At 66.5% G+C, this 26,501-nt stretch carries 20 protein-coding genes; 14 read left to right on the forward strand and 6 right to left on the reverse strand.

All coding sequences use genetic code 11. The features are described 5' to 3' along the window. Positions 1–315 precede the first annotated feature (315 nt). The 3 genes from WDC87_RS10660 (at position 316) to WDC87_RS10670 (ending at position 2,823) form a co-directional block, all read left to right on the forward strand. Positions 316–1,464 carry a pyridoxal phosphate-dependent aminotransferase gene (locus WDC87_RS10660; protein WP_252744465.1) on the forward strand — a complete coding sequence of 383 codons (1,149 nt, stop codon included), beginning with the start codon at positions 316–318 and terminating at the stop codon, positions 1,462–1,464. Between the two features lie 14 nt (positions 1,465–1,478). Then, positions 1,479–2,285: an amidohydrolase gene (locus WDC87_RS10665; protein ID WP_061478015.1), complete on the forward strand. Its 807-nt coding sequence runs from the start codon at positions 1,479–1,481 to the stop codon at positions 2,283–2,285. A 103-nt stretch (positions 2,286–2,388) separates the two neighbouring features. Continuing rightward, a complete protein-coding gene (locus tag WDC87_RS10670; RefSeq protein WP_061478014.1) occupies positions 2,389–2,823 on the forward strand; it encodes a hypothetical protein in 435 nt (144 codons plus the stop codon). Here the strand turns inward: WDC87_RS10670 and WDC87_RS10675 are convergent. Next, entirely contained in the window at positions 2,810–3,103 is a 294-nt protein-coding gene (locus tag WDC87_RS10675) for a hypothetical protein (RefSeq protein WP_088496667.1), read from the reverse strand. The genes WDC87_RS10670 and WDC87_RS10675 overlap by 14 nt on opposite strands. Positions 3,104–3,198: 95 nt before the next feature. Beyond that, a complete protein-coding gene (locus WDC87_RS10680) occupies positions 3,199–4,326 on the reverse strand; it encodes an MFS transporter (RefSeq protein ID WP_252744464.1) in 1,128 nt (375 codons plus the stop codon). 90 nt (positions 4,327–4,416) lie between these two features. Here WDC87_RS10680 and WDC87_RS10685 point away from each other — a divergent pair, with 90 nt between their 5' ends. Then, on the forward strand, positions 4,417–5,205 hold the full coding sequence (locus tag WDC87_RS10685) for a helix-turn-helix transcriptional regulator (RefSeq protein ID WP_088496669.1): 789 nt from the start codon (positions 4,417–4,419) through the stop codon (positions 5,203–5,205). Positions 5,206–5,321: 116 nt separating this feature from the next. Here WDC87_RS10685 and WDC87_RS10690 read toward each other — a convergent pair whose 3' ends face one another. Genes WDC87_RS10690 through WDC87_RS10700 form a run of 3 tightly spaced genes read right to left on the reverse strand, consistent with a single transcriptional unit; the run spans position 5,322 to position 8,710 of the window. After that, the gene (locus WDC87_RS10690) at positions 5,322–6,923 is read right to left on the reverse strand and encodes a pseudouridine synthase (RefSeq protein ID WP_252744463.1); all 1,602 of its coding nucleotides are present in this window, start codon (positions 6,921–6,923) and stop codon (positions 5,322–5,324) included. Next, entirely contained in the window at positions 6,916–7,791 is an 876-nt protein-coding gene (gene scpB / locus WDC87_RS10695) for an SMC-Scp complex subunit ScpB (protein WP_151355268.1), read from the reverse strand. Before scpB ends, WDC87_RS10690 begins: the two co-directional genes overlap by 8 nt. Positions 7,792–7,804: 13 nt before the next feature. Next, positions 7,805–8,710 (reverse strand): ScpA family protein, encoded by a 906-nt coding sequence (locus WDC87_RS10700; RefSeq protein ID WP_252744462.1) that lies wholly within the window; start codon positions 8,708–8,710, stop codon positions 7,805–7,807. Between the two features lie 374 nt (positions 8,711–9,084). On the opposite strand from WDC87_RS10700, the gene WDC87_RS10705 reads away from it, so the two are divergent. The 10 genes from WDC87_RS10705 to WDC87_RS10750 all read left to right on the forward strand — a co-directional run bounded on the left by WDC87_RS10705 (position 9,085) and on the right by WDC87_RS10750 (position 22,937). Next, on the forward strand, positions 9,085–9,384 hold the full coding sequence (locus WDC87_RS10705; protein WP_005417634.1) for a YciI family protein: 300 nt from the start codon (positions 9,085–9,087) through the stop codon (positions 9,382–9,384). Beyond that, the gene (locus WDC87_RS10710) at positions 9,381–9,656 is read left to right on the forward strand and encodes a BolA family protein (protein ID WP_005417632.1); all 276 of its coding nucleotides are present in this window, start codon (positions 9,381–9,383) and stop codon (positions 9,654–9,656) included. Before WDC87_RS10705 ends, WDC87_RS10710 begins: the two co-directional genes overlap by 4 nt. A gap of 148 nt (positions 9,657–9,804) precedes the next feature. Then, positions 9,805–10,842: a LacI family DNA-binding transcriptional regulator gene (locus tag WDC87_RS10715; RefSeq protein ID WP_252744461.1), complete on the forward strand. Its 1,038-nt coding sequence runs from the start codon at positions 9,805–9,807 to the stop codon at positions 10,840–10,842. A 77-nt stretch (positions 10,843–10,919) separates the two neighbouring features. Further along, the gene (locus WDC87_RS10720) at positions 10,920–13,976 is read left to right on the forward strand and encodes a TonB-dependent receptor (protein ID WP_061478011.1); all 3,057 of its coding nucleotides are present in this window, start codon (positions 10,920–10,922) and stop codon (positions 13,974–13,976) included. A gap of 249 nt (positions 13,977–14,225) precedes the next feature. Next, positions 14,226–15,830: a glucoamylase family protein gene (locus WDC87_RS10725; protein ID WP_061478010.1), complete on the forward strand. Its 1,605-nt coding sequence runs from the start codon at positions 14,226–14,228 to the stop codon at positions 15,828–15,830. Positions 15,831–15,834: 4 nt separating this feature from the next. Beyond that, positions 15,835–17,175 (forward strand): sugar ABC transporter substrate-binding protein, encoded by a 1,341-nt coding sequence (locus WDC87_RS10730; protein WP_252744460.1) that lies wholly within the window; start codon positions 15,835–15,837, stop codon positions 17,173–17,175. Then, positions 17,172–18,053, forward strand: a complete 882-nt coding sequence (locus tag WDC87_RS10735) for a sugar ABC transporter permease (RefSeq protein WP_005410323.1) — start codon at positions 17,172–17,174, stop codon at positions 18,051–18,053. Before WDC87_RS10730 ends, WDC87_RS10735 begins: the two co-directional genes overlap by 4 nt. Then, positions 18,050–18,886, forward strand: coding sequence for a carbohydrate ABC transporter permease (locus WDC87_RS10740; RefSeq protein ID WP_005417620.1), 837 nt, complete (start codon positions 18,050–18,052; stop codon positions 18,884–18,886). The genes WDC87_RS10735 and WDC87_RS10740 overlap by 4 nt, the downstream gene beginning before the upstream one ends. Further along, on the forward strand, positions 18,883–22,050 hold the full coding sequence (locus tag WDC87_RS10745; protein WP_252744459.1) for a discoidin domain-containing protein: 3,168 nt from the start codon (positions 18,883–18,885) through the stop codon (positions 22,048–22,050). The genes WDC87_RS10740 and WDC87_RS10745 overlap by 4 nt, the downstream gene beginning before the upstream one ends. Positions 22,051–22,052: 2 nt before the next feature. After that, a complete protein-coding gene (locus WDC87_RS10750) occupies positions 22,053–22,937 on the forward strand; it encodes an endonuclease/exonuclease/phosphatase family protein (protein WP_252744458.1) in 885 nt (294 codons plus the stop codon). A gap of 167 nt (positions 22,938–23,104) precedes the next feature. Here the strand turns inward: WDC87_RS10750 and WDC87_RS10755 are convergent, their stop codons facing one another. Beyond that, on the reverse strand, positions 23,105–26,347 hold the full coding sequence (locus WDC87_RS10755; protein WP_301655232.1) for an Rne/Rng family ribonuclease: 3,243 nt from the start codon (positions 26,345–26,347) through the stop codon (positions 23,105–23,107). Positions 26,348–26,501 lie beyond the last annotated feature (154 nt).

Consider the following 26,501-nt stretch of genomic DNA (forward strand, 5'->3'; position numbering starts at 1 on the left):
GGTGGGGTCGCTCAAGCGCGCGCCACACCCCAGCGGGGCCGGGCCCCCCCCCCCCCCGCGGGGTCACCCCGGCCCGGCCGGGATGGGGGGGGTGGGTGTGGGGGGGGGGGGTGGGTGAGTCCCACAAAACCAAGCCCACGCCTGTACAGCGAGAATCGTAAATTTTGTTTTTGTGTCAGACAAAACCCCCCGGGGGGGGGCGGGCGGCGGGGGGCGCGACCCGCCGGGGCGCGGGGGGGGGCCCCGCCCCCCCCCCCCACTACCGACGCGCGGATTGCGTAAACTCGGAGGCCTTGTTCCCCACAGTCCAGGCCGATGCAACCCACCACCAAGCTGCCCAAGGTCGGTACCACGATCTTCACCGTGATGTCCCAGCTCGCCGCCGAACACGGCGCGGTCAACCTGGGCCAGGGTTTCCCGGACTTTTCCGCGCCGCAGCGCCTGATCGATGAGACGGCCAAGGCGATGGCCGCCGGGCTCAACCAGTACCCGCCGATGACCGGCGTAGCCCCGCTGCGCCAGGCCATCGCCCAGAAGGCGCTGGACTGCTACGGCGCGCAGGTGGATGCGGACAGCGAGATCACCGTCACCAGTGGCGGTACCGAGGCCATCTTCAACGCCATCCACGCCGTGGTGCGTGCCGGCGAAGAAGTGATCGTGCTCGACCCGGCCTATGACTGCTATGAACCGGCGATCGATCTGGCCGGTGCCAAGGCCGTGCATGTGTCGCTGGATCCGCAGACCTTCGCCGTCGACTGGGACCGCGTGCGTGCGGCGATCACCCCGCGCACACGCATGCTGATCGTCAACACCCCGCACAACCCGTCCGGCGCGATGCTGTCGGCGCAGGACATGCAGGCGCTGGCCGAGCTGCTGCGCGGCACGCAGATCTACCTGATCTCCGATGAGGTGTATGAGCACATCATCTATGACGGCCGCCGCCATGAATCGGCGCTGCGCTACCCGGAACTGCGCGAGCGCGCGTTCGTGATCTCCAGCTTCGGCAAGACCTACCACTGCACCGGCTGGAAGATCGGCTATGCGATCGCCCCGCCGGCGCTGACCGCCGAGTTCCGCAAGGTGCACCAGTACAACACCTTCACCAGCTTCGGCCCGGCGCAGTACGGTTTCGCCGCGATGATCCGCGATGAGCCGGAACACCACCTGGAACTGGGCGCGTTCTACCAGACCAAGCGCGACCGTTTCCGCGAGCAGCTGGCCAGCACCCGCCTGAAGGCGCTGCCGGTGCCGGGCGGCTACTTCCAGCTGGTCGACTACTCGGCCATCAGCGACCTGCCGGACCATGAGTTCGTGAAGTGGCTGACCATCGAGAAGGGCGTGACCGCCATCCCGCTGTCGCCGTTCTACGAGACTCCTCCGGCCGGCCAGCGCCTGGTGCGCCTGTGCTTCGCCAAGAACGAAGCGACCATGGACGCGGCGATCGAACGCCTGCGCCTGCTGTGAGCGGAGGCGTGGACATGCAGGATCTGCGTATTTCCCTCGTCCAGGGCGACACCCGCTGGCACGACCCGGCCGGCAACCGCGCCTACTACGGCGCGCTGCTGGCACCGCTGGCCGGCACCACCGACCTGGTGATCCTGCCGGAGACCTTCACCAGTGGTTTCTCCAACGAGGCCATTGCCCAGGCCGAAGGCATGGACGGCCCGACCGTGGCCTGGGTGCGCGAGCAGGCCAGGGCCTTGAACGCGGCGGTGATCGGCAGCGTGCAGCTGCGTGATGGCGAAGGCGTCTACAACCGCCTGCTGTTCGCCACGCCCGATGGCACGCTGGAGTACTACGACAAGCGCCACCTGTTCCGTTACGGCGGCGAGCACGAGCGTTATGCCGCCGGCCGCGAGCGCCTGAGCGTGGAATGGAAGGGCTGGCGGATCAATCCGCAGGTCTGCTACGACCTGCGCTTCCCGGTGTTCTGCCGCAACCGCTACAACGTCGAGCGTCCGCAGCAGCTGGACTTCGATCTGCAGATCTTCGTGGCCAACTGGCCGTCGGCGCGCGCCTATGCGTGGAAGACCCTGCTGCGCGCGCGCGCGATCGAGAACCTGTGCTTCGTGGCGGCGGTGAACCGCGTCGGCGTGGACGGCAACCAGCTGCACTACGCCGGCGACAGCGCGGTGATCGACTTCCTCGGCCAGCCGCAGGTGGAGATCCGCGAACGCGAACAGGTGGTGACCACCACCATCTCGGCCGATGCCTTGGCCGCGCATCGCGCGCGCTTCCCGGCGATGCTCGATGCCGATGCCTTCCACCTGGATGAACAGGCCTGAGCCACGGCCTGAACACCGCCGCACCAGCGCGCGCGCCTGCATCCAACGTGCACGCGCGCACTGCTAGATTCGCCGTCAGTCCGACCGAACTGGAAGTCCTGCCATGAACAAGCCTTTCGCCGTGCTGCTGGCCCTGTCTGCTGCAACGCTGGCCCCGGCTGCGCACGCTGCCGGCAATCTCGATTGCCAGCTGCGCTACAACCTGTCCGGCTGGTCGCTGATCTACAAGACCGCCTCCGGCAACGGCACCGTCACCTGCAGCAATGGCGCCAGCATGCCGGTACGTATCGAAGTGAAGGGCGGCGGCCTGACCGTGGGCAAGTCGAAGATCACCAATGGGCGTGGCAGCTTCACCGGTGCGGTCAGCGTCAACGAACTGCTGGGTACCTACGCCTCGGTGGGTGCGCATGCGGGTGCGGTGAAGTCCAGCAACGCGCAGGTGATGACCAAGGGTGACATCTCGCTGGCCCTGTCCGGTACCGGCAAGGGCTGGGACCTGGGCGTGGACGGCGCCGCCTTCACCATCAGCCGGCGCTGAGGCGCGTCGGCTCGGCAGTTCCCCAGCTGATGCGGATGTAGTGCTGTTCGGAGTCGCTCAACAGCCGTTCGACAACGAAACCATTTTTCAGCAATTGTGCGACCGCGTCTTCGACGAGCTGCCCGCTGGCCATTACCTGGCTGAAGCCGAACACGATGTAGCGACGGCCATTTTCCGAGCCGGCCTGGATGGCGTTGTCGAGGTCGCGGTAGAACAGTTCGATCGGGCGCTTGGCGGCGTCAGCATTGGCGCGGGCCTGTTCGGCGGTGATGGTGATCATGGGCATCTGCCTTGGGTAGGACAGCGCGCACGATAGCCAGCGAATCAAAGCCGTTCCCGGAAGCCGCGCACAGTGCGCTCCATTTGCAGCAATTCCTAGGTCGCAGCGGGACGCCGTCGCTGCAGCCACAAGGCCAGCAGGCCACACACGATAACGGTCGGTGCCAGCAACTGCACTGCACCAACCAACGCCATTGCCGCACCGATCAACAGGTAGTAGAGCAGGCCGAACAGCGCGCCTACGCTGCCGAGACAGTGTGGATAGCCGCGCAGGGCCTGGCCGAGCACATTGGGAATGGCCAAGCCGAAGCCCGTCACCACCGGCACCATCGCCGCGACCAGGGCAGGGTGATCATGCAGCAGCGCAGCCAGCAGGCCTCCCGTCAGAACCAGGCCTGCGGCGATGCGGATGCGCGTGGCCGCGGCAACGCCGGCACGCAGCAGGCGGCCATTGCCCCACGCGCCCAGTGCCGAGCCCAGTGCCAGCACCGCGCCGCTTGCACCGAACCAAGCCAGCGGCCAATGCAGTCGTTCAAACACGAACGGACCCAGCGCGTACCAGCTGTACATGGCCACGTTGAACGCCGTCACCAGCAGCGCCTGTGACCAGATCCAGCGATCGCGCAGCAGTTGCCGCAGCAGCGGCAGCATGGGTGTGTGCGCGACTTCGGCAGGGCGGCTCTCGTGCAGGCCGGATGTGCATCCGAGCATCAGCAGGATGACCATCAGCAGGAGGCCGGCCTGCACACCGGCATAGCCATGGCGGCCCACCAGCAGCGTGCCCAGTGCAAGGCCGATGGCCGGACTCAGGGCCAGGGCCATGCCGATCCAGGAGAATGCCTGCGCCAACGCCGGCCCCTGCAGATGGTCGCGCAGCACGGTCTGGGTGACCACCGAAGCGGCCGCGGCGCCGACCGCGGCCAGCGCTTGGGCCAGCAACACCGGGCCGAAGCTGCCAGCCAGCAGGCCGCCCAGTGCAGCCACGGCAAAGATGCCGAGGCCACAGAGAATGGCCGGGCGACGACCGATACGATCGGCCAGGCGCCCCCACAGCAGCACGCCTGCAGCGAAGCCGAACAGATACAGGCTCATGGCCTGGCTGGCGGTACCCGGCGGCAGGGCGAAGCGTTTGCCCAGATCGGCCAGGGCCGGGCTGTACAGGGTCTGCGCCAGCTGGGGAAACATCAGCAGCGCGATGGTGAGCAACAACAGGCGACGCGACATGCGGGCGCTCCACGAACAGGGCCGCGCATTGTGGTCGCGCCTGCAATGGCGCACTCTCTCCATCCTGTCATTGGATATATGAAATCGGACATGGCCTGGTTGCAGCCGGACGCGCCCTTCGACGCTGATGCCTGGAGCGCTCCGGTGCTGGGGATCGCGGCGTCACTGGCGGATCACGATTCGGGTTGGCACCAGCATGCACGCGCGCAGCTGCTCTACACCCGGCAGGGCTGTACGCGCCTGACCTACGGTGATCGCATCAGCCTGCTGCCGCCTGCGCGCGCGGCGTGGATTCCGGGCGGGCTGCGCCATCGCGCGCAGATGCGCCAGGCGGTCGACTACCGTTCGTTGTACTTCGACGCCACCCTGTCGGCCCAGCTGCCCCGGCAACCGGCGATCATCGGCGTAGGTCCGCTGCTGCAGGCCTTGCTGGAGCCGATCGCGCAGGCACCGTTCGACCATGACTGGCAATTGCCGCGCGCGCACCATCAACTGGCGTTGTGCGTGCTGGAAATCGCCGCTGCACCGGTGGCGCCGATGGACCTGCCTTTGCCGCGTGATCCACGCATTGCACGTTGCCTGCCGCTGGCCGAACAGCTGCCGCCCGAACTGGGCGAGCTGGCCGAGCGCGCGGGTCTGAGCGTGCGCACCATTGGCCGGCTGATGCAACGTGATACCGGCATGGGCTATCAGGCTTGGCGCCAGCAATGGCGCCTGATGAGGGCCATGGAGCTGTTGCTGCTCGGGCATCGCGTCGCGCATGTGGCGCAGGACACTGGCTTTTCCGCCGAGAGCCCGTTCATCGCCTTCTTCCGCAGCATGGCCGGCACCACGCCCGCCGCTTTCCAGCGCCACGCAAAAGGGGACGGAGGGGATTAAGTCGTTTTCGCCCCTTCGACACATGGCGTGGCGAAAACGACTTAATCCCCTCCGTCCCCTTTTTAAAGAAAAACCCCGGCCTGGGCCGGGGTTTCTCATTTCAGCGTGGCCTGTGATCAGCCGCCGCGTGGGCCGCTACGGCGCGGGCCGCCCGGGCCGCGGTTGCCACCCGGACCGCCGGGGCCGCGGTTACCTCCGGGGCCACGGTTGCCACCGCCCGGGCCGCGACCGCCCGGACGGGCGCCGTGTGCCGGCTTCGGGCTGCCATACGGGTTGAAACCCGGGGTTGCATGGTCGGACGGGAAGCTCGGAGCGTTGCCCGGATGACCGTACGGGTGCTTGTTGCCCTGGCCCTGCGAGCGGTTGCCGGCACCGGCCGGACGACCCTGGCCGCCTGCGCCGCCACGGCCTTCACCACCGAAACCGCCACGGCCCTGGCCGCCGGCGGCACCCGGGCCCTTCGGCTTGCCGTACGGACGGCCCTGGCCGCCCGCGCCCGGTCCACGGGCACCAGGGCCACGTGCGCCCGGGCCGGCATTGCGGTGCCCGCTCGGGCCAGTGCTCACGCCATCGGGCACGTACCAGGTGCGGAACGCGGCCGGATTGCCTTCCGGCAGCGAACGGTCATTCTTCGGCGCGCGCTGCTTGAACGGCTTCTGCGACTGCTTGGCTGCTGCTTCACCGCTGACCGTCAGGCCGCCCTTGAAGCCGCCACCCTTGCCGCCGCGACCACGGCCGCGGTCTTCGCGGACGTTGTCGAAACGGCGCAGCTCGCGACCTTCGTCAGCGGTGTTGTGGCCATTGACGTAGGCATTGCCGCGGCCACCTTCGCGCACGCGCACGGTGGTCTTTGCGGCGCGGCGCTGGCCGATCACCGGCTGCAGCGTCAATGCCGACGGAGCGCCTTCTTCCAGCTTCAGCTGCGCACGCAGCGCTTCCACCTGAGCGGTGCCCAGTTCCACCGAATGGCCACGGGCCAGTTCGCGCGGCAGGCTCACCTTGCCATAGCGGGTGCGCTTCAGGCGGCTGACCTGGCAGCCCTGCGATTCCCACAGGCGGCGCACTTCGCGGTTGCGGCCTTCCTTCACCACGACGCGGAACCAGTCGTGAGAATCGGTGCCGCCGATGCGTTCGATCTCATCAAACTTGGCCGGACCGTCTTCCAGTGCGACGCCACGGCTGAGGCGGTCGACGATGGCGTCGGAGACCTTTTCCTCGCCTTCCGGTGCACGCACGCGCACCACGTACTCGCGCTCGACCTCGAACGACGGGTGCATCATGGCGTTGGCCAGCTCACCGTCGGTGGTGGCCAGCAGCAGGCCGGTGGTGTTGATGTCCAGGCGGCCGATGGCGATCCAGCGCGCGCCCTTCAGCGGCGGCAGCGACTCGAACACGGTCGGGCGGCCTTCGGGATCTTCGCGGGTGGTCACCTGGCCTTCCGGCTTGTTGTAGACCAGCACGCGCGACGGCTCGGCCAGGGCAGTGGCGACGAAGCCACGGCCATCCAGTTCGATCCTGTCGCCGCTCCTGACCGACATGCCGGTCTGCGCGACTTCACCGTTGACCTTGACCAGGCCTTCGGCGATGCGCTGTTCCAGCGCGCGGCGCGAGCCGAGGCCGGCCTGGGCCAGCACCTTGTGCAGGCGCTCTTCCAGCTTGAACTGTTCGGAGGTGGCTTCGCGCTTCAGCGAGAGCTTGTTACGGGGGGTGTCACTCATCAGTTTTGCTCCGGCCGACGGTTTCGAGGTCGGCCTCTGGTTCGGAATCGGCTTGGTCAACAGCCACGGTCGTCATCGCGACGGCGTTGTCTTCGCGTTCGTTCACTGGCACCGCGCGCTCGCCCGGCGCGGAATCGGGGTGCCCATCATCGAGGGGCGAAGGTGCTTGCTCATCGGAGGCCGATGCAGGGGCTGCATTGGCGGAATCGGGGGTGTCACTGCCGGCGAGGCCGGCGTCATCGTTCGCGGCAACGCCATCGGCGCCGGCCGAGATGTCCGGACCCTCGGCACCGGCCACGGCCGGTGCATCACGGTCCAGGGCCAGCTGCGGTTCCAGCTCACCCAGGTCCTTCAGTTCCGACAGCGGCGGCAGTTCGTCCAGCCGCTTCAGCCCGAAGTAGTCCAGGAAGCCCTTGGTGGTGCCGAACAGCGCCGGCTTGCCGGGCACGTCGCGGTGGCCGACCACGCGGATCCATTCGCGTTCTTCCAGTGCCTGGATGATGTTGCTGCTGACCGCCACGCCGCGCACCTGCTCGATCTCGCCGCGGGTGATCGGCTGCCGGTAGGCGATCAGCGCCAGGGTTTCCAGGGTGGCGCGGGTGTAGCGGGTCTTGCGTTCGGTCCACAGCCGGCTGATCCAGCCATGTACTTCGCTGGTGACCTGGTAGCGGAAGCCGGAGGCGACCTCGACCAGTTCCACGCCACGACCTTCGCAGGCCTCGCGCAGGCGCTCCAGCGCACGTTCGATGCTGCCCGGCGGTGCCGGTTCCTCTTCCGGAAACAGGTCCTTCAGCTGGGCCAGGGTGAGTGGCTGGCTGGAGGCCAGCAGGGCACCCTCGACAATGCGGTCGATCAGCGATTGATCCATCGGCAGTCAGTGCTCACTCGTTGGCATTGGCGGCGTCGTTGTCGTCGAACTCGCTGCTGAACTGCAGCGGCGCGTTGGTGTTTCCAGCGGCCAGCGACTTCACGTAGATCGGCGCCAGCGGTTCTTCCTGGACGATGTCCAGCAACTGTTCCTTGGCCAGTTCCAGCACTGCCAGGAACGTGACCAGCACGCCCAGCTTGCCTTCTTCGGCGGTGAAAAGCCCTTCAAAACGATAGAACTTGCCGTCTTCCAGGCGTCCCAGTACTTCGCCCATGCGTTGCCGCACGCTCAGTGCTTCGCGCTTGATGGCGTGGCCGCTGAACAGCTCGGCGCGCTTGAGCACGTCGTGCAGGGCCAGCAGCATTTCCTTCAGGTCCACCGGCGGCGGCACCTTCACCGTGGCGCGCTCGGGCATGAAGGCATGCGCCACCGTGGTGTCGCGGTCCTGGCGGGGCAGGGCGTCGATGTCCTCGGCGGCCTGCTTGAAACGTTCGTACTCCTGCAGCCGGCGCACCAGCTCGGCGCGCGGGTCGGCCTCATCGCCTTCCTCGCTGACCGGGCGCGGCAGCAGCATCCGCGACTTCACCTCGGCCAGGATCGCGGCCATCACCAGGTACTCGGCCGCCAGCTCGAAGCGCAGCTCGCGCATCACGGTGATGTATTCCACGTACTGCCGGGTGATTTCGGCCACGGGAATGTCCAGCACATCCAGGTTCTGGCGGCGGATCAGGTACAGCAGCAGGTCCAGCGGGCCTTCGAAGGCGTCCAGGATGACTTCCAGCGCGTCCGGCGGGATGTACAGGTCCTGCGGGATCTGCAGGACCGGTTGCCCATGCACCACGGCCAGCGGCATTTCCTGCTGCTGGGGGGCGGGCGGCCGGGTTGGCGGGTTCGCGTCGAGCGCGAGTTCGGAAGTCATCTAATGGACATCAGGATTGCAACGGACCAGTCGCGGCACCGGGTTCGCCGGGCCAACGCCACGGAGCCCCAGGGCACCAGACACGCCGGGATCGGCGCGATTCCACACATATCAAACAGCAGGACGCGCCGCAGTAAACGGCAGCGACAGAACTACGGGGAGGTCGTCTACGTGGCCCGGCCAGGTGGTCCGGTTTGAAGCAGCGGATCTGTCGTCGGGGGCTGCGTGGCCGCAGAATCCGACGGGCTGCTGCATCCAGCCACGTGCAATGGAGTCTAGGGTAAGCCTTTGCTGCGCCAGTGTCCAGCCGGACCGGGGCAGGGGCTGCATTGGCTAGAATCGGCGGACCCGACAACGCGAGCGAGGAAATGCCGGTGTGGTATGTGATCGAAGGGTATGACGGCCAGGATGTGCTGGCGCAGCGGCTGCAGGCGCGGCCGGAGCATCTGGCGCGGCTGCATGCGCTGCGCGACGCGGGACGCCTGCTGCTGGCCGGGCCGTGCCCGGCGGTGGACAGTGAAGACCCGGGCCCGGCCGGTTTCAGCGGTTCGGTGGTGATCGCGCAGTTCGAGTCGCTGCCGCAGGCCCAGGCCTGGGCCGATGCCGACCCGTACGTGGCTGCAGGCGTCTACACCCGCGTGCAGGTCCGCCCGTTCCGCAAGGTGCTGCCGTGAACGCGGAACGGATCGAGCGGATCCGTGATGCGCTGCAGCAGGCGCTGGCGCCGAGCGTGCTGGAGATCGAGGACGACAGCCATCGTCACGCCGGCCATGCCGGTGCGCGCGACGGGCGCGGCCATTTCAACGTGCATGTGGTCAGTGAGCGCTTCGCCGGGCTGGGGCCGCTTGCCCGGCACCGCGCGGTCTATGCCGCGCTGGGGTCGATGATGGAGACCGATATCCACGCGTTGTCCATCCGCGCGCAGACCCCGTCAGAACAGGGCTGAGCCCTTGTCCCACGCTGTCCTGGCGGGTCCTTCATGGCCTCGCTACGGACAGGTTTTCATGTCCATTTCGGGACATTCGCCTAACGGACTGTTTACAAGCCTGGATGGAAACGCTTACATTCCGCGCCAATGCTGGTAGGTCCAAGCCGTGGAGGGCGGCTTCGTGAACAAGGCAGCTATCACAATCAAAGACGTCGCACGCGAAGCCCGGGTCTCCGTGGCCACGGTTTCCCGCGCGCTCAACGGGCATGAAAATGTCGCCGAACCGGTCCGCCAGCTTGTGCTGGAGGTGGCCGCACGGCTGCGTTACACCCCGCACGCCGCCGCCCGCAGCCTGAGCAGCCGCCGCACCAATACGGTGGGCGTGGTGCTGCCTGACCTGTACGGCGAATTCTTCTCCGAGCTGATGCGCGGCATTGACGGCGTGGCCCGCAACCGCCGCCAGCACCTGCTGGTGTCCAGCTACCACGGTGACCAGGAACAGCAGGGCGCCGCCCTGCGTGCCATGCGCGGCCGCGTCGACGGCCTGCTGGTGCTTTCGCCCTATGCCGAGAGCCCGGGCTTCCTGACCGACAACCTGCCGCAGTCGTTGCCGACGGTGTTGATCAACACCTATCTGCCCGGCCAGGACCACCCGGTGCTGAGCATCGACGACCACGCCGGCGCAATGGCGATGACCCGCCACCTGCTGGATGCCGGCCACCGCCGCATTGCCTTCATTTCTGGTCCGGACCTCAACTTCGACGCGCGCGAGCGCCTGCGCGGCTTCCGTGACGCGCTGGCGGCTTCTGGCGGTGGCGCCGAAGGCATCGAGTTGCCCGGTGATTTCGACGAAGCTTCCGGCCATCGTGCCGGTCAGGAGTTGCTGGCAGCCGGAGCGCTGCCCGATGCCGTATTCGCCGCCAACGACATGATGGCCCTGGGCTGCCTGTATGCGTTCACGCAGGCAGGGGTCCGTGTGCCGGCCGATGTGGCCCTGGCGGGTTTCGATGACATTCCACTGGCGCGTTTCGTCCACCCGTCGCTGACCACCATGCAGGTCAGCATCGCCGAGCTCGGCGACCGGGCCATGACGCGTCTGATGCAGTTGATGGACGGCACCTCCACGGATGGGGCAGGGGACAAGCAGACCCTGGTTCCCCGCTTGATTGTTCGCGATTCCACCAATCCGCCATCCGGCCGTTGAAGCCAGAGGCGTTTCTTCTTTTTTTGACTGATCGCAGGGACCGCGCAAGCGGTTACCGCCACCCGGAGATTGAGTTGATGATGCATACCACCTTCCGCATGCCGGCGCGCCGGCTGCTGAGCACCGCTCTGGTCAGCTGCCTGATGCTGGCTGCCGCCCCGAACGTCATGGCGCAGTCGGCCAACGCCAGCCTGCGCGGCCAGGTTGCCGGTGCCCAGGCCGGCACCGAAGTGACCGCCACCAACGTGGCCACCGGTACCGTCCGCCGTGGCACCATCCGCGCCGACGGCAGCTACTCGCTGATGGGCCTGGATCCGGGCACGTACAACGTGGTCGCCAACGGCCAGACCCAGAAGGTCACCGTCACCGTGGCTTCGACCGCGACGCTGAACTTCGCTGGCGCAGCCAGCAGCACCCCGGGCTCGACCGCGGCCACCAACCTGGACACCGTCAACGTTGTTGCGCCGACCCTGCTGCAGGAAGTGCGCACCTCCGAAGTTGGCAAGACCGTCAGCCTGCAGCAGATCCAGACCACCCCGCAGGTGTCGCGCAACTTCCTGGAGTTCGCCGACGCGGTGCCGGGCCTGATCTTCACCCGCGATGCCAAGGGCAACACCTCGCTGCGCGGCGGCGCCACCAATGCAGATGGCACCAACGTCTACATCGACGGCGTCGGCCAGAAGAGCTACGTCAAGGGCGGCGGCGTGGCCGGCCAGTCCGGCAGCGCCGGTAACCCGTTCCCGCAGCTGGCCATCGGCGAATACAAGGTCATCAGCGGCAACTACAAGGCCGAGTATGGCCAGGTGTCGAGCGCCGCAGTGACGGCTGCGACCAAGTCCGGTACCAATGAGTTCAAGGGTGAGGCGTTCTACCGCTACACCGATGAAGACATGCGTGCCAAGACCCCGGCCGAGCGGCAGGGCGGCAAGGAGAAGATGGTCTCGGCCGAGAAGGAATACGGCTTCGCCCTGGGCGGCCCGATCATCCAGGACAAGGCGCACTTCTTCGTGACCTACGAAGCCAAGCGCTTCGACCTGCCGGTCACCATCGCGCCGGATGGCGCGGTCACCGGCGCTGCCGGCCTGCTGCCGCCCGCCGGTGCCGCCGGCCTCGGCCCGGCCAGCCAGCCGTTCCAGCAGGATCTGATCTTCGGCAAGATCGACTTCGAGCCGACCGACAACGACCGCATCGAGCTGACCTTCCAGGACCGCGACGAAACCCAGTCGCAGTTCAGTGGCCAGACCTCGCCGGAAGCCGGCCGTGAAGTGGTCAACACCGACCGTCGTTATGCCCTGCGCTGGAACCACAGTGGTGAGCGCTACTACAACGAGTTGATGGTCACCCACGAAGACTCGTTCAACAACCCGACCCCGCTGACGCTGGCCAACGGCATCACCTACACCGCACCGGACGGCCCCGAAGACCGCACCATCGTGAAGATCGGTGGCGCCTCTGCACTGGATTCGCAGGTGAAGGGCCAGAAGGGCTGGTCGATCGAAGACAACCTGACCCTGGATGGCATCCAGTGGGCCGGTGACCACACCATCAAGATGGGCGTGAAGTACAAGGCGATCGATCTGTACGCATCCGATGCGGCGCAGATCAATCCGACCTTCACGTACTCGCTGGGCGATCCGGACTTCCCCGATTCCATTCCGTACAAGGCGCAGTTCGTAAAGCCGGTGACCGGCGTGACCGGCGTGTCCGGCGAAGTGCGTTCGAAGTCCAAGCAGTACGGCGTGTTCATCCAGGACGACTGGCAGGTCAACGATCACCTGCAGCTGAACATCGGCCTGCGCTGGGACTACGAAAAGACCCCGTCCTACCTGGACTTCGTGACCCCGCAGCAGGTGGTCGACGCCATCTATTCGCAGGATCCGCGCGCCCCCGCTGGCCAGACCTATGCCGATTCGCTGGCACTGGGCGGCCTGGACATCAGCGACTACATCAGCAACGGCCACAACCGCAAGGCGTTCAAGGACGCCTGGCAGCCGCGCCTGGGCTTCTCGTATGACATCAACGCCGACGAGCAGCACGTGATCCACGGTGGTGCCGGCCGTTCCTACGACCGTGACCTGTTCGACAACCTGCAGCTGGAAACCACCAAGCTGGCCCTGCCGCAGCCGACCATCTACTTCCGCAACCCGGCTACCGGCGCCTGCATCAACGGCCAGGCCGCCTGCTATGACTGGAACCCGAACCTGCTCAACGGGATCGGCAACCTGCAGGCCCTGGTCGGCGCGACCAGCAATGCCGGCCTGGAAGTGGACCTGCTGAACAACAAGCTGAAGGCGCCGTACTCGGATCAGTTCAGCCTGGGCATGAGCAACCAGATCGGCGACTGGCTGACCGACGCCACCATTGCCCGTACCCTGAGTTACGACGGCTTCGCCTTCACCCTGGGCAACCGCTACCCGACCGGCCAGTTCTTCGATGATCCGCGCCTGTGTGGTGGCACCTCCCCGGGCCTGAGCCAGGCCTGGAGCTGCAACGTGCCGGGCTTCGGCAGCCTGATCATCGGCCAGCAGGGCATCAAGACCCGTGCCACCCAGGTCCTGTTGTCGGCACAGAAGCCGTTCACCAAGGAAAGCGGCTGGGGCACCTCGATCGCCTACACCTGGACCACCGCGCGCCATAACCGCGACATCAACGAGAAGTACGCCTTTGACCGCGGCCTGATCGGTGACTACCCGACCATCCGCTCCAACGGCGCACCGCGCCACCGCCTGGTGGTGACCGGTTCGTACGCGGGCTTCTGGGGCATCACCTTCGGCGGCAAGATCACCCTGGCCACCCCGACCGCCGTCAACGACTGGTACCCGGTGATGCAGGCCAGCGGCTACACCCTGCCGACCCCGCAGGCGGCCGTGCCCAACGCAACCGGCAAGTTCCTGGTGGGTGGCAAGATCTTCGGCTACCGTTCGGTTGACCTGCAGGCGACGAAGACGTTCAAGCTGGCGGGCAACACCGAGCTGTACGCCCGTCTGGACATCATCAACGTGTTCAACTTCGACAACTTCTCCACCTACAACTACGTCAAGACCAACGGCAAGCTGCAGGCCAGCTACAACGAGACCGGCGACATCATCGGCACTCCGCGCCAGGTGAAGGCCGAGGTGGGCTTCCGCTTCTAAGCGGCGCCGCCTGCTGCTGTATCCGATGCCGCCGGTCCGCCGGCGGCATCGATTGTGTGAGAACGGCAATGGCCGGCCCCGTGCCGGTCCATTGCCCACGCCGCTGCCGGGCAGGGGGCAGCGGCGTGGGCAATGATCGCGGTGTCAAACCACGTTTTTCGTGGTTTTTTAAGAGCGCATCTTGTAAACGATTTCAGATCATTGGACGGTATGCTTTCCCATCGATCAGACCACCGGAGGAACCGCGCCATGCAGGCACGCCATCTGTTGTCCGCCGCAATGCTGTGCTTGGCGGTGGCCGCCTGCCAGCCGGCCCAGCAGGAACCTGCCAAGCCGCGCCCGCCGGTGATCCTGATCGAGGCCGATGCACCGCCGCGGCCGATGAAGCCGGAGTTGCCGCCGCTGTTCGATGACATCGAGCGCCGCACCTTCCAGTTCTTCTGGGACACCACCAACGAGATCAATGGCCTGACCCCGGACCGCTATCCGTCGCGGCCGTTCGCCAGCATCGCGTCGGTGGGTTTCGCGCTGACCGCCTATCCCATCGGTATCGAGAACGGCTGGGTCAGCCGCAACCAGGCGATCGACCGGACCCTGACCACGCTGAAGTTCTTCCGCGACGTGCCGATGGGCCCACAGCGCACCGGCAAGGCCGGCTACAAGGGCTTCTACTACCACTTCCTGGACATGCAGGAAGGCCGTCGCTACGACAGCTGGGTCGAACTTTCCTCCGTGGATACCGCACTGCTGATGATGGGCGTGCTGTTCGCGCAGTCGTACTACGACGGTGACGATCCGCGCGAGAAGGAAATCCGCCAGATTGCCGATACCTTGTACAAGAAGGTCGACTGGCCGTGGCTGCAGCAGCGTGCACCGCTGATCTCGATGGGCTGGTTCCCGGAGAGCGGCTTCATCGACCACGACTGGATGGGCTACAACGAGGCGATGATGGTCTACATCCTCGCCCTGGGCTCGCCCACGCACCCGGTCAGCCCGGACGCGTGGACAGTGTGGACGCGCACCTATGACAACGACTGGGGTGTCTACCAGGGCCAGGAATACCTGTCCTTCGGCCCGCTGTTCGGCCACCAGTACAGCCACGTCTGGATCGATTTCCGCGATATCCAGGACGCGTACATGCGCGAGCGCGGCAGCACCTATTTCCTCAACAGCCGCTCGGCCGCGCTGGCCCAGCGCGAGTACGCCATCGCCAACCCGATGCAGTGGAAGGACTATGGCGAGAACGTGTGGGGCCTGACCGCCAGCGATGGCCCGCAGAACACCACGCAGGAGTACCGCGGCGAACAGCGCCAGTTCCGCCACTACTCCTCGCGCGGCGCCGGCCTGCGCGAGAACTTCGATGACGGCACCATTGCCCCGACTGCGGCAATCGCCTCGGTGGTGTTCGCGCCCGAGCAGGTGATCCCGGCGACGCTGGAAATGCACAAGCGTTACGGCGACTACATCTATTCCAGCTACGGCTTCCTGGATTCGTTCAATCCCAGCTTCAACTACGACATCCCGATCAAGACCGGTCGCCTGGTGCCGGATCGCGGCTGGGTCGCCAGCGACTACATCGCCATCGACCAGGGGCCGATCCTGACCATGATCGCCAACTACCGCAACGACTTCGTCTGGGAAGTGATGAAGAAGAATCCGTACATCCGCAAGGGCCTGGAGCGGGCCGGATTCAGCGGCGGCTGGCTGGCGCCGGAAGGGTCGTTCCAGCCGCTGGAACTGCAGAAGGACGAAAAGGCCGCGGCAGCACGCGCGGTGGGTATCGCCGAATCACGCGCGGCTGCCGCGCAGGAACAGAAGAACAATGCCAACCGCACCACAGGCCAGGGCAAGTAACCCGATGCCGAACTGGATCGACCGCCTGCGCCGCTGGGCGCTGCCTGCCCTGGCCACCCTGGCCGTGGCCGGCTGCGCCCGCACCGAACCGGGCACCACCACCGTGCGCTTCTGGGCGATGGGCCGCGAAGCCGAGGTGGTCAGCGAGCTGATCCACGAGTTCGAGGCCGAAAATCCCGGCATCAAGGTGGATGTGCAGAACATCCCGTGGACCGCCGCGCACGAAAAGCTGCTGACCGCGTTCGCCGCCGATGGCCTGCCGGACGTGTGCCAGCTCGGCAACACCTGGGTGCCGGAGTTCGCCGAACTCGATGCATTGACCCCGCTGCAGCCGTTCGTGCAGCGCTCCACTGTGGTCGATCCGAAAGATTACTTCCAGGGCATCTGGGATACCAACGTGATCCACGGCGAGCTGGTCGGCGTGCCGTGGTACGTCGATACGCGCCTGATCTACTACCGCAAGGACCTGCTGGCCAAGGCCGGCTACGACCACCCGCCGCGTACCTGGGCCGAGTGGGACGAGCAGATGGCGGCGATCAAGCGCATGCAGGGCCCGAACCGCTACGCAGTGCTGATGCCGATCAACGAGTTCGAGCAGCAGCTGTCGCTGGCCCTGCAGCAGCCCGACCCGCTGCTGCGCGACGACGATACCCGCGGCAATTTCGCCAGCCCGGGGTTCCGCCGCACGCTGTCCTTCTACGCCAACATGTTCGAGCAGGGCTGGGCGCCGAAGATGTCCGAGACGCAGATCTCCAACGTCTGGGATGAATTCTTCCGCGGCTTCAACGTGTTCTACATCTCCGGCCCCTGGAACATCCGCGAGTTCAAGAAACTGCAGCCGAAGGAACTGGAAGGACAGTGGGGCACCGCTGCGCTGCCGGGGCCGGACGGTCCGGGCGCGGGCATCGCCGGCGGCACCAGCCTGGTGATCTTCCGCAAGTCGCAGCAGAAGCAGGCGTCCTGGAAGCTGATCGAATTCCTGTCGCGCCCGCAGATCCAGGCGCGCTTCCATTCGATCATCGGCGACCTGCCGCCGCGCCGCAGCGCCTGGAACGCGCCGTCGCTGGCCAACGATCCGCTGGCCGCCGCGTTCCGCGATCAGCTGGAGCGGGTCAAGCCGACGCCGAAGGTGCTCGAATGGGAGCGCATCGTGCAGGAAATGCGCATTGTCACCGAGAAGGTGGTGCGCGGTGGCCTGCCGCAGGACAAGGCCGTGGCCGAACTGGACCAGCGCGTGGACAAGGTGCTGGCCAAGCGCCGCTGGATGCATGAACAACAACGCCTGCAGGAGCGCGCGCCGTCGCCGCAATCGAGCAGCGCAGTGGCCGCCGGGAGCGCGCAATGAAACGTACTTCGCTGGCCGGCTGGATCTTCGCCGGCCCCTCGCTGATCGTGCTGGGCGTGTTCTTCGGCCTGCCGGTCGCCTCGGCGCTGGCACTGAGCGTGACCGACTTCGACCTCTATGCACTGGCCGACAGCAGCAACCTGCGCTTCGTCGGCCTGGGCAACTACATCGACCTGCTGCAGACGCCGATGTTCTGGAAGTCGCTGTGGAATACCACCTACTTCGTGCTGATCGGCGTACCGTTGTCGATTGGTGTGTCGCTGGGCGCGGCCATGCTGCTCAACGCACCGGCCGCACGCTTCAAGGCCCTGTTCCGTACGGCACTGTTCGCGCCGGTGGTGACCACGCTGGTGGCGGTGGCGGTGATCTGGCGCTACCTGTTCCATACCAGCTATGGCCTGGTGAACTACGGGCTGGGCCATCTGGGCATCAGTCCGATCGACTGGCTGGGTGATCCCAACTGGGCGATGCCGACCATCATGCTGTTCGCGGTGTGGAAGAACTTCGGCTACAACATGGTGATCTTCCTCGCCGGCCTGCAGGCGATCCCGCATGACCTGTACGAAGCCGCGCGCATCGACGGCGCTTCGCGCTGGAAGCAGTTCCTGCACATTACCCTGCCGATGCTCGGCCCGGTACTGCTGGTGGTCGGGGTGATCACCGTGTCCGGCTACTTCCAGCTGTTCGCCGAGCCGTATGTCATGACCCGCGGCGATCCGCTGCAGAGCACCGTCAGCGTGCTGTATTTCATGTTCGAGGAAGGCTTCAAGTGGTGGAACCTGGGGCGCGCCTCCGCGGTGGCGTTCCTGCTGTTCCTGATCATCCTGGCGGTGACCACCGTGATGCTGCGTTTCGGCCGCAAGAGGCAGTTGGTATGAGTCGTGAAATCGGCCAGTCGCGCTGGTATCCGTGGATGATCAATGGTGCGTTGCTGGTGCTGGCCCTGGTCAGCCTTGCACCGCTGCTGTGGATGCTCTCGGTCTCGTTCATGCCGCAGGGCGAGGCCAGTCATTTCCCGCCGCCACTGCTGCCTTCGAGCATCACCACGCACAACTACCACGAGCTGTTCGCGCGCACCGGCATGGGCGGCAACTTCGCCAACAGCCTGCTGGTGTCGCTGGCTATCACGCTGGGTTCGCTGCTGCTCAACACCATGGCTGGCTACGCCTTCGCCAAGCTCAACTTCGTTGGCCGCGAACGCCTGTTCCAGGTGCTGATGGCGGCGCTGGTGATCCCGGCGCAGGTGGCGATGCTGCCGCTGTTCCTGCTGATGAAGCAGCTGGGCCTGGTCAACAGCTTTGGCGGCGTGATCGTGCCAGCGCTGGCCAGCGTGTTCGGTATCTTCCTGGTGCGCCAGTACGCGCGTTCGATCCCGGACGAGCTGCTTGAAGCGGCCCGCATCGACGGCGCGGGGGAGCTGCGCATCTTCTTCCAGATCGTGCTGCCGATGCTCAAGCCGGTACTGGTGACCCTGGCGATCTTCACCTTCATGGGTGCATGGAACGATTTCATGTGGCCGCTGATCGTGTTGACCGACCAGGAGCACTACACTTTGCCGGTGGCGCTGGCCACCCTCTCGCGCGAGCACATCATGGACGTGGAAATGATGATGGCTGGCGCGGTGGTCACCGTGGTTCCGGTGCTGGCACTGTTCCTGGTGCTGCAGCGGTACTACATCCAAGGTCTGTTGCTGGGGAGCGTCAAGGGATGAAGCGAGCGATCGCCGTTGGACTGGGCCTGTTGTGGACTTCCCTGGCGATCGCCGCACCACCGGCACTGCCGGCGCCGAAGGTACTGGACGATTTCGACGACATCGGCGTCTGGAAGCTGGTGCTGTCCGACCAGGTCAGCGGTTCGCTGCGGCCGGTGAGCGGTGCCGGTGGCGGCCGCGCGCTGTGCCTGGACTACGATTTCCACAAGGTGTCGGGCTACGTCGGCATCCGCCGCGCGCTGGGTATCGAGTACCCGGCCAACTACCGCTTCGGCTTCCAGCTGCGGGGAGATTCGCCGGGCAACGACCTGCAGTTCAAGCTGATCGATGCCAGCGGCGATAATGTCTGGTGGGTCAACCGTCCGGGCTACAGCTTCCCCAAGGCGTGGACGCCGGTCGAATACCGCCGTCGCCAGATCGACAAGGCATGGGGGCCATCGCCGGAGAAGGAGATGGCGCGCAGCGCTGCGGTCGAGTTCACGATCTACAGCAAGGTCGGCGGCCGCGGCACGGTGTGCTTCGACAAGCTGACCCTGCAGGGCCTGCCGCCGCAGGATGATTCGGCGCTGGTGCCATCGGTGATCGCCGACACCGCCACCGCGCTGCAGGACCGGATGATCGACGGAAAGAGCGATACGTTCTGGATCAGTGGCGGGGTCAAGCAGCAGACCATCAGCCTGGACCTGCACAAGAGCCGCGAGATCGGCGGCGCGGTGATTGACTGGCTGCCGAACCTGGAAGCCAATCGCTACACCGTGCGGACGTCCGAGGATGGCCGGGACTGGCGCACCGTGCGCGAGGTGACCGGCGGTGCGGGCGGCCGCGACTGGCTGGCGCTGCCGGATACCGACGCGCGCTACGTGCGCTTCGATCTACACGATGGCCCGAACTGGCGCTATGGCATCCGTGACATCACGCTCAAGCCGCTGGCGTTCGCGGCCACGCCGAACGCATTCCTGTCCTCGGTGGCGGCCGACCTGCCGCGCGGCTCGCTGCCGCGTGCATATGTGGGCGAACAGCCGTACTGGACCCTGCTCGGCCTCGATGGCGGCCAGGAGCAGGCACTGATCAGCGAGGACGGTGCCCTGGAACCGGCCAAGGGCAGTTTCAGCATCGAGCCGTTCATCCGCGTGGACGGCAAGTTGCTGGACTGGTCGACAGTGGTCATCACCCAGTCGCTGCAGGATCGCTACCTGCCCATCGCCAATGTCGACTGGGTGCATGAGAAGGCCGGCCTGGCGGTAACCAGCTTCGTGCAGGGCACGCCGGAGCGCGCGCAGCTGATCGGCCGCTACCGGTTGAGCAATCCGGACAAGGTGGCGCACGAGTACACCCTGGCGCTGGCGATCCGGCCGTGGCAGGTGAACCCGCCGACCCAGTTCCTCAATACCGGCGGCGGCTTCAGTCGCATCGATGCGCTGGATGTGGGCGAACAGCTGGTGCGCATCAACGGTGAGCCGCGCATCTATCCGTTGCAGGTGCCGGATGCGCGCTTTGCCAGCACGTTCGATGGCAAGCTCGACGCGATGCATCTGGCCTCCGGGAAATACCCGGCCAGCACGGCGGTGAAGGACAGCACCGGCATGGCGTCCGGTGCGCTGCTGTATACGATCAAGCTGGAGCCTGGCCAGAGCCGAGAAGTGGCGGTGGTGTTGCCACAGACCGGAGGCTGGGCGCCGCAGGCGCTGGATGTGGCCAAGGCGCAGGCACAGGTCGCAGAGCAGTGGCGGCAGAAGCTGGGGGTGGTCTCGTTGCAGGTACCGGCTGCGGGCCAGGCACTGGTCGATACCCTGCGCACCGCCGTGGCGCACATGCTGATCTCGCGGGTCGGCCCGCGCCTGCAGCCGGGCACGCGCTCGTACGCGCGCAGCTGGATCCGCGATGGCGCGATGATTTCAGAGGGCCTTCTGCGCATGGGGCGCAGTGATGCGGTGCGTGATTACATCAACTGGTATGCGCCTTATCAGTTCGAGAATGGCAAGGTGCCGTGCTGTGTCGATGCACGTGGCAGCGATCCGGTGCCCGAGAACGACAGCCATGGCGAGCTGATCTACAGCATTGCCGAGTATGGGCGCTATACCGGTGACAGCACCTTCGCCGAACTGATGTGGCCGCATGTGCAGGGCGCCTACAACTACATGGAGCAGCTTCGCGCCAGCGAGCGCACGGACGAGAATCGGGCGCGCAATCCGGCGTTCTACGGGATGATGCCGGCCTCGATCAGCCACGAAGGCTATTCGGCCAAGCCGATGCATTCGTACTGGGACAATTTCTGGGCCTTGCGCGGCTACAAGGATGCGGCATCGCTGGCGGCCCAGCTGGGCAAGGTCGAAGCCATGCAGATTGCCGAATCGCGTGACCAGTTCCGTGATGACCTGCAGGCCTCGCTGCTGTCGGCGATGCAGCAGCACAACATCGATTACCTGCCGGGCTCGGCCGAGCTGGGCGATTTCGATGCGACCTCGACCACCATCGCGCTGGCTCCGGGCGGTGAACAGGGGCGCCTTCCGCAGCAGGCGCTCGATGCCACTTTCGAGCGCTACTGGAAGGAATTCGTGGCCCGTCGGGACGGCAAGCGCGAGTGGAAGGACTACACGCCCTACGAGTGGCGCAACGTGGCCGCCTTCGTCCGCCTTGGCTGGCGCGATCGCGCCTGGCAGGCGACTGAGTTCTTCTTCAAGGACCGTGCGCCGCAGGCCTGGAACCAGTGGGCCGAAGTGGTCTCGCGCACGCCGCGCAAGCCGTTCTTCGTCGGTGACCTGCCGCATGCCTGGGTCGCTTCGGACTTCGTGCGCTCGGCCCTGGACATGTTCGCCTACAGCCGTGACATGGACGATGCGCTGGTGTTGGCCGCCGGCATTCCGACCGCCTGGCTGCAGGGCGAGGGCATCGCTGTGCAGGGCCTGCGCACGCCGCAGGGCCAGCTCAACTACCGCCTGCAGCGCAGCGACAAGCAGCTGGTGCTGGAGGTGCAGCCGGGCCTGGTGCCACCGGTCGGTGGCGTGGTCTTGCCGTGGCCGTACGCCGGTGATCCGGGCGAGGCGACCATCAACGGCGAAGCGGCCGAATGGACCGACAGGGAACTGCACGTGCACCAGCTGCCGGCGCGGGTCGAGATCGATGTACCGGGCGCGGTGCGCCGCGCCGAGCGCAAGGGGCAGTAACGATGAAGCAGCAGGGGGGAAGGGTGCGCACGGCCGTGCGTGCCCTGGGACTGGCCATTGCATTGGCATTGCCGGGTGCCGTGATGGCAGCCGTGCCAACCGCCGCGACAGCGGCTGACATCGCCAGCGCACCAGGCATGAGCATGGTGACCTTCAACCTGCATCACGACCGCGAGGACTGGCCGAGCCGCCGCCGCACCATCCTGGCCGAGCTCAAGCGCCTGCAGCCGGATGCGGTTGCCCTGCAGCAGGTGATCCAGCGCCGCAACGTGCGCAACCAGGCGCAGTGGCTGGCCAGCCAACTCGGCTACAAGTACGTGTTCGTGTCCACCGATCCGGTGGGTGCGCCGAAACGTTACGGCAATGCGCTGCTGACCCGGCGGCCGATCCTCGCCCAGGGTGAGCACCTGCTACAGCCGCTGGACGACTACCGGACGGTCGCCCATCTGCGCATCAATGTGGACGGCAAGGCGGTCAACGTCTATGCCACCCACTTCAACGAGCGCAGCGACGAAAATGGCCAGCGCATCCGTCGCACCCAGGTCGAGGACCTGCTGCGCTTCATCGCCAGCACCTCAGCCGGCGCACCGGTGGTGATCGCGGGCGACTTCAACGCGCTGGTCGATGCCAGTGACCTGAGCGAGCTGCGCAGCCATTACGGTGACAGCTACGGCAGCGTGCACGTCAACACCGACCTGGCCGGGGTCAGTACGCTGAACAGGCACTACTACCCGGTGGCCTCGCGGATCGACCACATCTTCTTCCAGCAGGACGCGATGGTCGCACGTGAGGCCAAGCTCCTGTTCGACCAGCCCGATGACAGCGGTCGCTGGGCCTCGGACCATTATGGCGTGTGGACCCGCCTGCAATTCGCTCCGGCGCACTGATGTCCTGGTAGGTGCCACCTTTGGTTGGCACGGACGTGTCCGCGTTCGCTCCAACAACGGCGCCGACCAGGGTTGGCCTCTACCAGAGCGCTGCACGCGCCCGGCGCACAAACAGAAACGGCGGGGATCATCGATCCCCGCCGTTCTTTCACGCGATCAAAGCGCGATCAGTTCGCCGGCGGCGTGCGCTTGGCGCCTTCTTCGTCTTCTTCGTCGGCCTTGGCTTCGGCCGCCTGGGCTGCCGCATCGGCGTGGCCATCGGCGACCGGATCGATCGACGGTGTCACCACTGCATCGGCGACCGGGGCCGCAGCTTCCACCGGTGCAGCTTCAACTGCCACCGGAGCGACCGGCTGTTCGGCCACCGGCGCGGTCTCGACGACCGGCTTGGCTTCAACCACCGGAGCAGCCTCAACGATCTCCGGCTTGGCTTCTGCCACCGGAGCGGCTTCGGTAGCGGCCGGCTTGGCTTCAGCCACCGGTGCAGCCTCGACTGCCGCCGGCTTCGCTTCGATCGCCTGAGTGACTTCAGCCACCGGGGCTGCTTCCACCGCGACCGGCTTTGCTTCGACCGCCGGTGCGGCAACAGCCACCGGTTGCGCCGGGGTTGCTGCGTCGATGGCATCGAGCATGCTGGTCTGCACCGGCGAGGACACCGGCTCTGCCTTGGCTGCGGCTTCAACCGCCGCCGGCACTTCGGCGGTGATCGGTGCGGCAGTCTCGACCACGGCGCTGCTCACCACCGCCACCGGTGCGGCGACAGCAGCGGCGGCAGTACGGACCGGCTTCTCGGCTTCGACAGCAACCGGTTCGGCTTCGTCATCGAAATCGAATTCCGGCTGCGCACGGGTCGGCTGTGCGGCGGCGACCGGAGTGGCCGGGGCGGCACTGTCGACGTTCGGCTCGACGCCCTCGGCGTCATCACCCTCGTCACCCTCGTCCTGGTCATCGCCCAGGCCGTCACCACCGGCAGCGTTCTCGGCGCCACCGCGACGACGACGACGGCCGCCACGACGGCCGCGACGGCGGCGGGTTGCACCTTCGCCAGCCTGCTCGCCATGGGCGTCGGCTGCAGTCTCTTCACCGGCAACCGCAACCACTTCGGCCTCGCCGGCAGCGGTCTCGACCGGCACTGCGTCCACCGGAGCGGCGGCCACCGGGGCAACCGGGGCGACCGGTGCAGTGGCTTCCTGCGCGGTCACCACGTTGGCGGCGACGGCGTTGGCGGCCACAGCTGCTGCCGCGGTCACACCTTCAACCGGGGCTTCGGCGACGCTGCGCTGCGGCTTCTCGGCCGGCTTGTCACCGTCCTGCTGCTGGCGCGGCTGCTTGGGCTGCTTCAGCTTCGGCTGGTTCTGGTTCTGGCCCTGCTGCTCGTTGCGCGGCTTGTGCTGCTGCTGCGGCTGCTGCTGGCCATCCTTCTGCTGCGGTTCTTTCTGCCTGCCCTGCTGCGGCTGCTGCTGGGCATTGCCGTTGTTGCCGTTGCGGCCGTCCTTGTTGCGCTGCTCACCACGGTCCTTGCGGTTGCCGCCATCCTTCTGCTGCTGCGCGTTGCCGTTGCCACCGTTGCCACGGTTTTCGTCGCGACGGTCCTTGCGATCCTTGTTGCGATCCTTGTTGCGGTCCTTGCGACCACCGTCCTGCTGCTGGCGCGGAGCCGGGGCGGCCGGAGCCGGCGCCGGCGCCGGCTCGCCACCGAACACGCGCTTGAGCCAACCGATCACGCCGCCGCTCGAAGCCGGCGCCACGGGCGCTGCCACGACCGGAGCCGGAGCGACTGCAGCCGGAGCCGCTTCCTCGCGCACCGGGGCGGGAGAGGTGTGCTTGACCTGGGTCACTGCCGGCGGCGGGATGTTCAGCTGGCCCTTGGTCAGGGCGTGCACCGGCAGCTTGCGCGGGGTGCCGCGCTGGTAGCTGGGCTTGCTGCTCTCTTCACCGAGCTCGTTCTCACGCAGGCGGGTGACCGCATAGTGCGGGGTGTGCAGCTGCTCGTCGGCGACGATCACGATCGGCGCTTCGTGGCGTTGCTCGATCTCGCGCAGGGCGCTGCGCTTCTCGTTCAACAGGTAGTTGGCGATCTCCACTGGCGCCTGGACCAGCACCTGCCCGGTGTTCTCCTTCATCGCGTGCTCTTCGGCGACGCGGATGATCGACAGCGACAGCGACTCGACGCTGCGCATGCGGCCGTGGCCGTCGCAACGCGGGCAGACGATCTGGCTGGATTCGCCCAGGCTCGGGCGCAGGCGCTGGCGGCTCATTTCCAGCAGGCCGAAGCGCGAGATGCGGCCGACCTGCACGCGGGCACGGTCGTACTTCAGCGCGTTGGCCAGGCGATTCTCGACCTCGCGCTGGTGCTTGTTGGAGGCCATGTCGATGAAGTCGATCACCACCAGGCCGCCCAGGTCGCGCAGGCGCAGCTGGCGGGCCACTTCCTCGGCCGCTTCCAGGTTGGTCTGGAACGCGGTGTCCTCGATGTCGCTGCCCTTGGTGGCGCGCGAGGAGTTCACGTCGACTGCGGTCAGTGCTTCGGTCTGGTCGACCACGATCGAGCCACCCGACGGCAGGCGCACGTTGCGCTCGTAGGCACCTTCGATCTGCGACTCGATCTGGAAGCGGTTGAACAGCGGGATGTCGTCCTTGTAGTGCTTGAGCTTGCGCAGGGTCTGCGGCATCACCTGCTGCATGAACTCGCGGGCGTGCTCGTACATCTCCTCGGTGTCCACCAGGATCTCGCCGATGTCGGCGCGCAGGTAGTCACGCAGGGCGCGCACGATCAGGCGCGATTCCTGGTAGATCAGGAACGGGGCCGGCTTGCTCAGTGCGGCTTCGGCGATGGCGCGCCAGACGTTGAGCAGGTAGTCCAGGTCCCACTGCAGCTCTTCCGCATCGCGACCGACGCCGGCGGTACGGATGATCACTCCCATGTCGTCGGGAATGTTCAGCTTGTCCAGGGCCTCCTTCAGCGCGGCACGGTCTTCGCCCTCGATGCGGCGGGACACGCCGCCGGCGCTGGGCGAGTTCGGCATCAGCACCATGTAGCGGCCGGCCAGCGAGATGAACGTGGTCAGGGCGGCGCCCTTGTTGCCACGCTCTTCCTTGTCGACCTGGACAACGATCTCCTGACCTTCCTTCAGCAGCTCGCGGATGCCGGCCTTGTTGTGGTCGACACCGGCCTGGAAGTAGTCACGGGAGATTTCCTTCAGCGGCAGGAAGCCATGGCGGCCACCGCCGTACTCGACGAAGGCGGCTTCCAGCGAGGGCTCGATGCGGAAGATCCGGCCCTTGTAGATGTTGGACTTCTTCTGTTCCTTCGACGGCTGTTCGATGTCGATGTCATACAACGACTGGCCATCCACGATGGCAACACGCAGCTCTTCAGCCTGCGTGGCGTTGATCAGCATTCGCTTCATTGTTGCGTTCCTCGCAAGCGGCTACCGCGCGGAACGCCATGGGGTTTCGCCTCTGGACACGGCTCGCCGCCCATTCGCGCAAGCGCGGGAAGGGCGGCTTGGGTTTCCAGCGCTACGACACCACGGCAGGCCGCGGGAGCGCTTCACTCTTATG

Source organism: Stenotrophomonas maltophilia group sp. Smal12 (assembly GCF_037079935.1).
GTDB classification, from domain to species: Bacteria; Pseudomonadota; Gammaproteobacteria; order Xanthomonadales; family Xanthomonadaceae; genus Stenotrophomonas; species Stenotrophomonas sepilia.

Coding starts and splice junctions, on each gene's coding strand:
- WDC87_RS10660 (WP_252744465.1), top strand. CDS start 316: ATGCAACCCACCACCAAGCTGCCCAAGGTCGGTACCACGATCTTCACC.
- WDC87_RS10665 (WP_061478015.1), top strand. CDS start 1,479: ATGCAGGATCTGCGTATTTCCCTCGTCCAGGGCGACACCCGCTGGCAC.
- WDC87_RS10670 (WP_061478014.1), top strand. CDS start 2,389: ATGAACAAGCCTTTCGCCGTGCTGCTGGCCCTGTCTGCTGCAACGCTG.
- WDC87_RS10675 (WP_088496667.1), bottom strand. CDS start 3,103: ATGATCACCATCACCGCCGAACAGGCCCGCGCCAATGCTGACGCCGCC.
- WDC87_RS10680 (WP_252744464.1), bottom strand. CDS start 4,326: ATGTCGCGTCGCCTGTTGTTGCTCACCATCGCGCTGCTGATGTTTCCC.
- WDC87_RS10685 (WP_088496669.1), top strand. CDS start 4,417: ATGGCCTGGTTGCAGCCGGACGCGCCCTTCGACGCTGATGCCTGGAGC.
- WDC87_RS10690 (WP_252744463.1), bottom strand. CDS start 6,923: ATGAGTGACACCCCCCGTAACAAGCTCTCGCTGAAGCGCGAAGCCACC.
- scpB (WP_151355268.1), bottom strand. CDS start 7,791: ATGGATCAATCGCTGATCGACCGCATTGTCGAGGGTGCCCTGCTGGCC.
- WDC87_RS10700 (WP_252744462.1), bottom strand. CDS start 8,710: ATGACTTCCGAACTCGCGCTCGACGCGAACCCGCCAACCCGGCCGCCC.
- WDC87_RS10720 (WP_061478011.1), top strand. CDS start 10,920: ATGATGCATACCACCTTCCGCATGCCGGCGCGCCGGCTGCTGAGCACC.
- WDC87_RS10725 (WP_061478010.1), top strand. CDS start 14,226: ATGCAGGCACGCCATCTGTTGTCCGCCGCAATGCTGTGCTTGGCGGTG.
- WDC87_RS10730 (WP_252744460.1), top strand. CDS start 15,835: ATGCCGAACTGGATCGACCGCCTGCGCCGCTGGGCGCTGCCTGCCCTG.
- WDC87_RS10735 (WP_005410323.1), top strand. CDS start 17,172: ATGAAACGTACTTCGCTGGCCGGCTGGATCTTCGCCGGCCCCTCGCTG.
- WDC87_RS10740 (WP_005417620.1), top strand. CDS start 18,050: ATGAGTCGTGAAATCGGCCAGTCGCGCTGGTATCCGTGGATGATCAAT.
- WDC87_RS10745 (WP_252744459.1), top strand. CDS start 18,883: ATGAAGCGAGCGATCGCCGTTGGACTGGGCCTGTTGTGGACTTCCCTG.
- WDC87_RS10750 (WP_252744458.1), top strand. CDS start 22,053: ATGAAGCAGCAGGGGGGAAGGGTGCGCACGGCCGTGCGTGCCCTGGGA.
- WDC87_RS10755 (WP_301655232.1), bottom strand. CDS start 26,347: ATGAAGCGAATGCTGATCAACGCCACGCAGGCTGAAGAGCTGCGTGTT.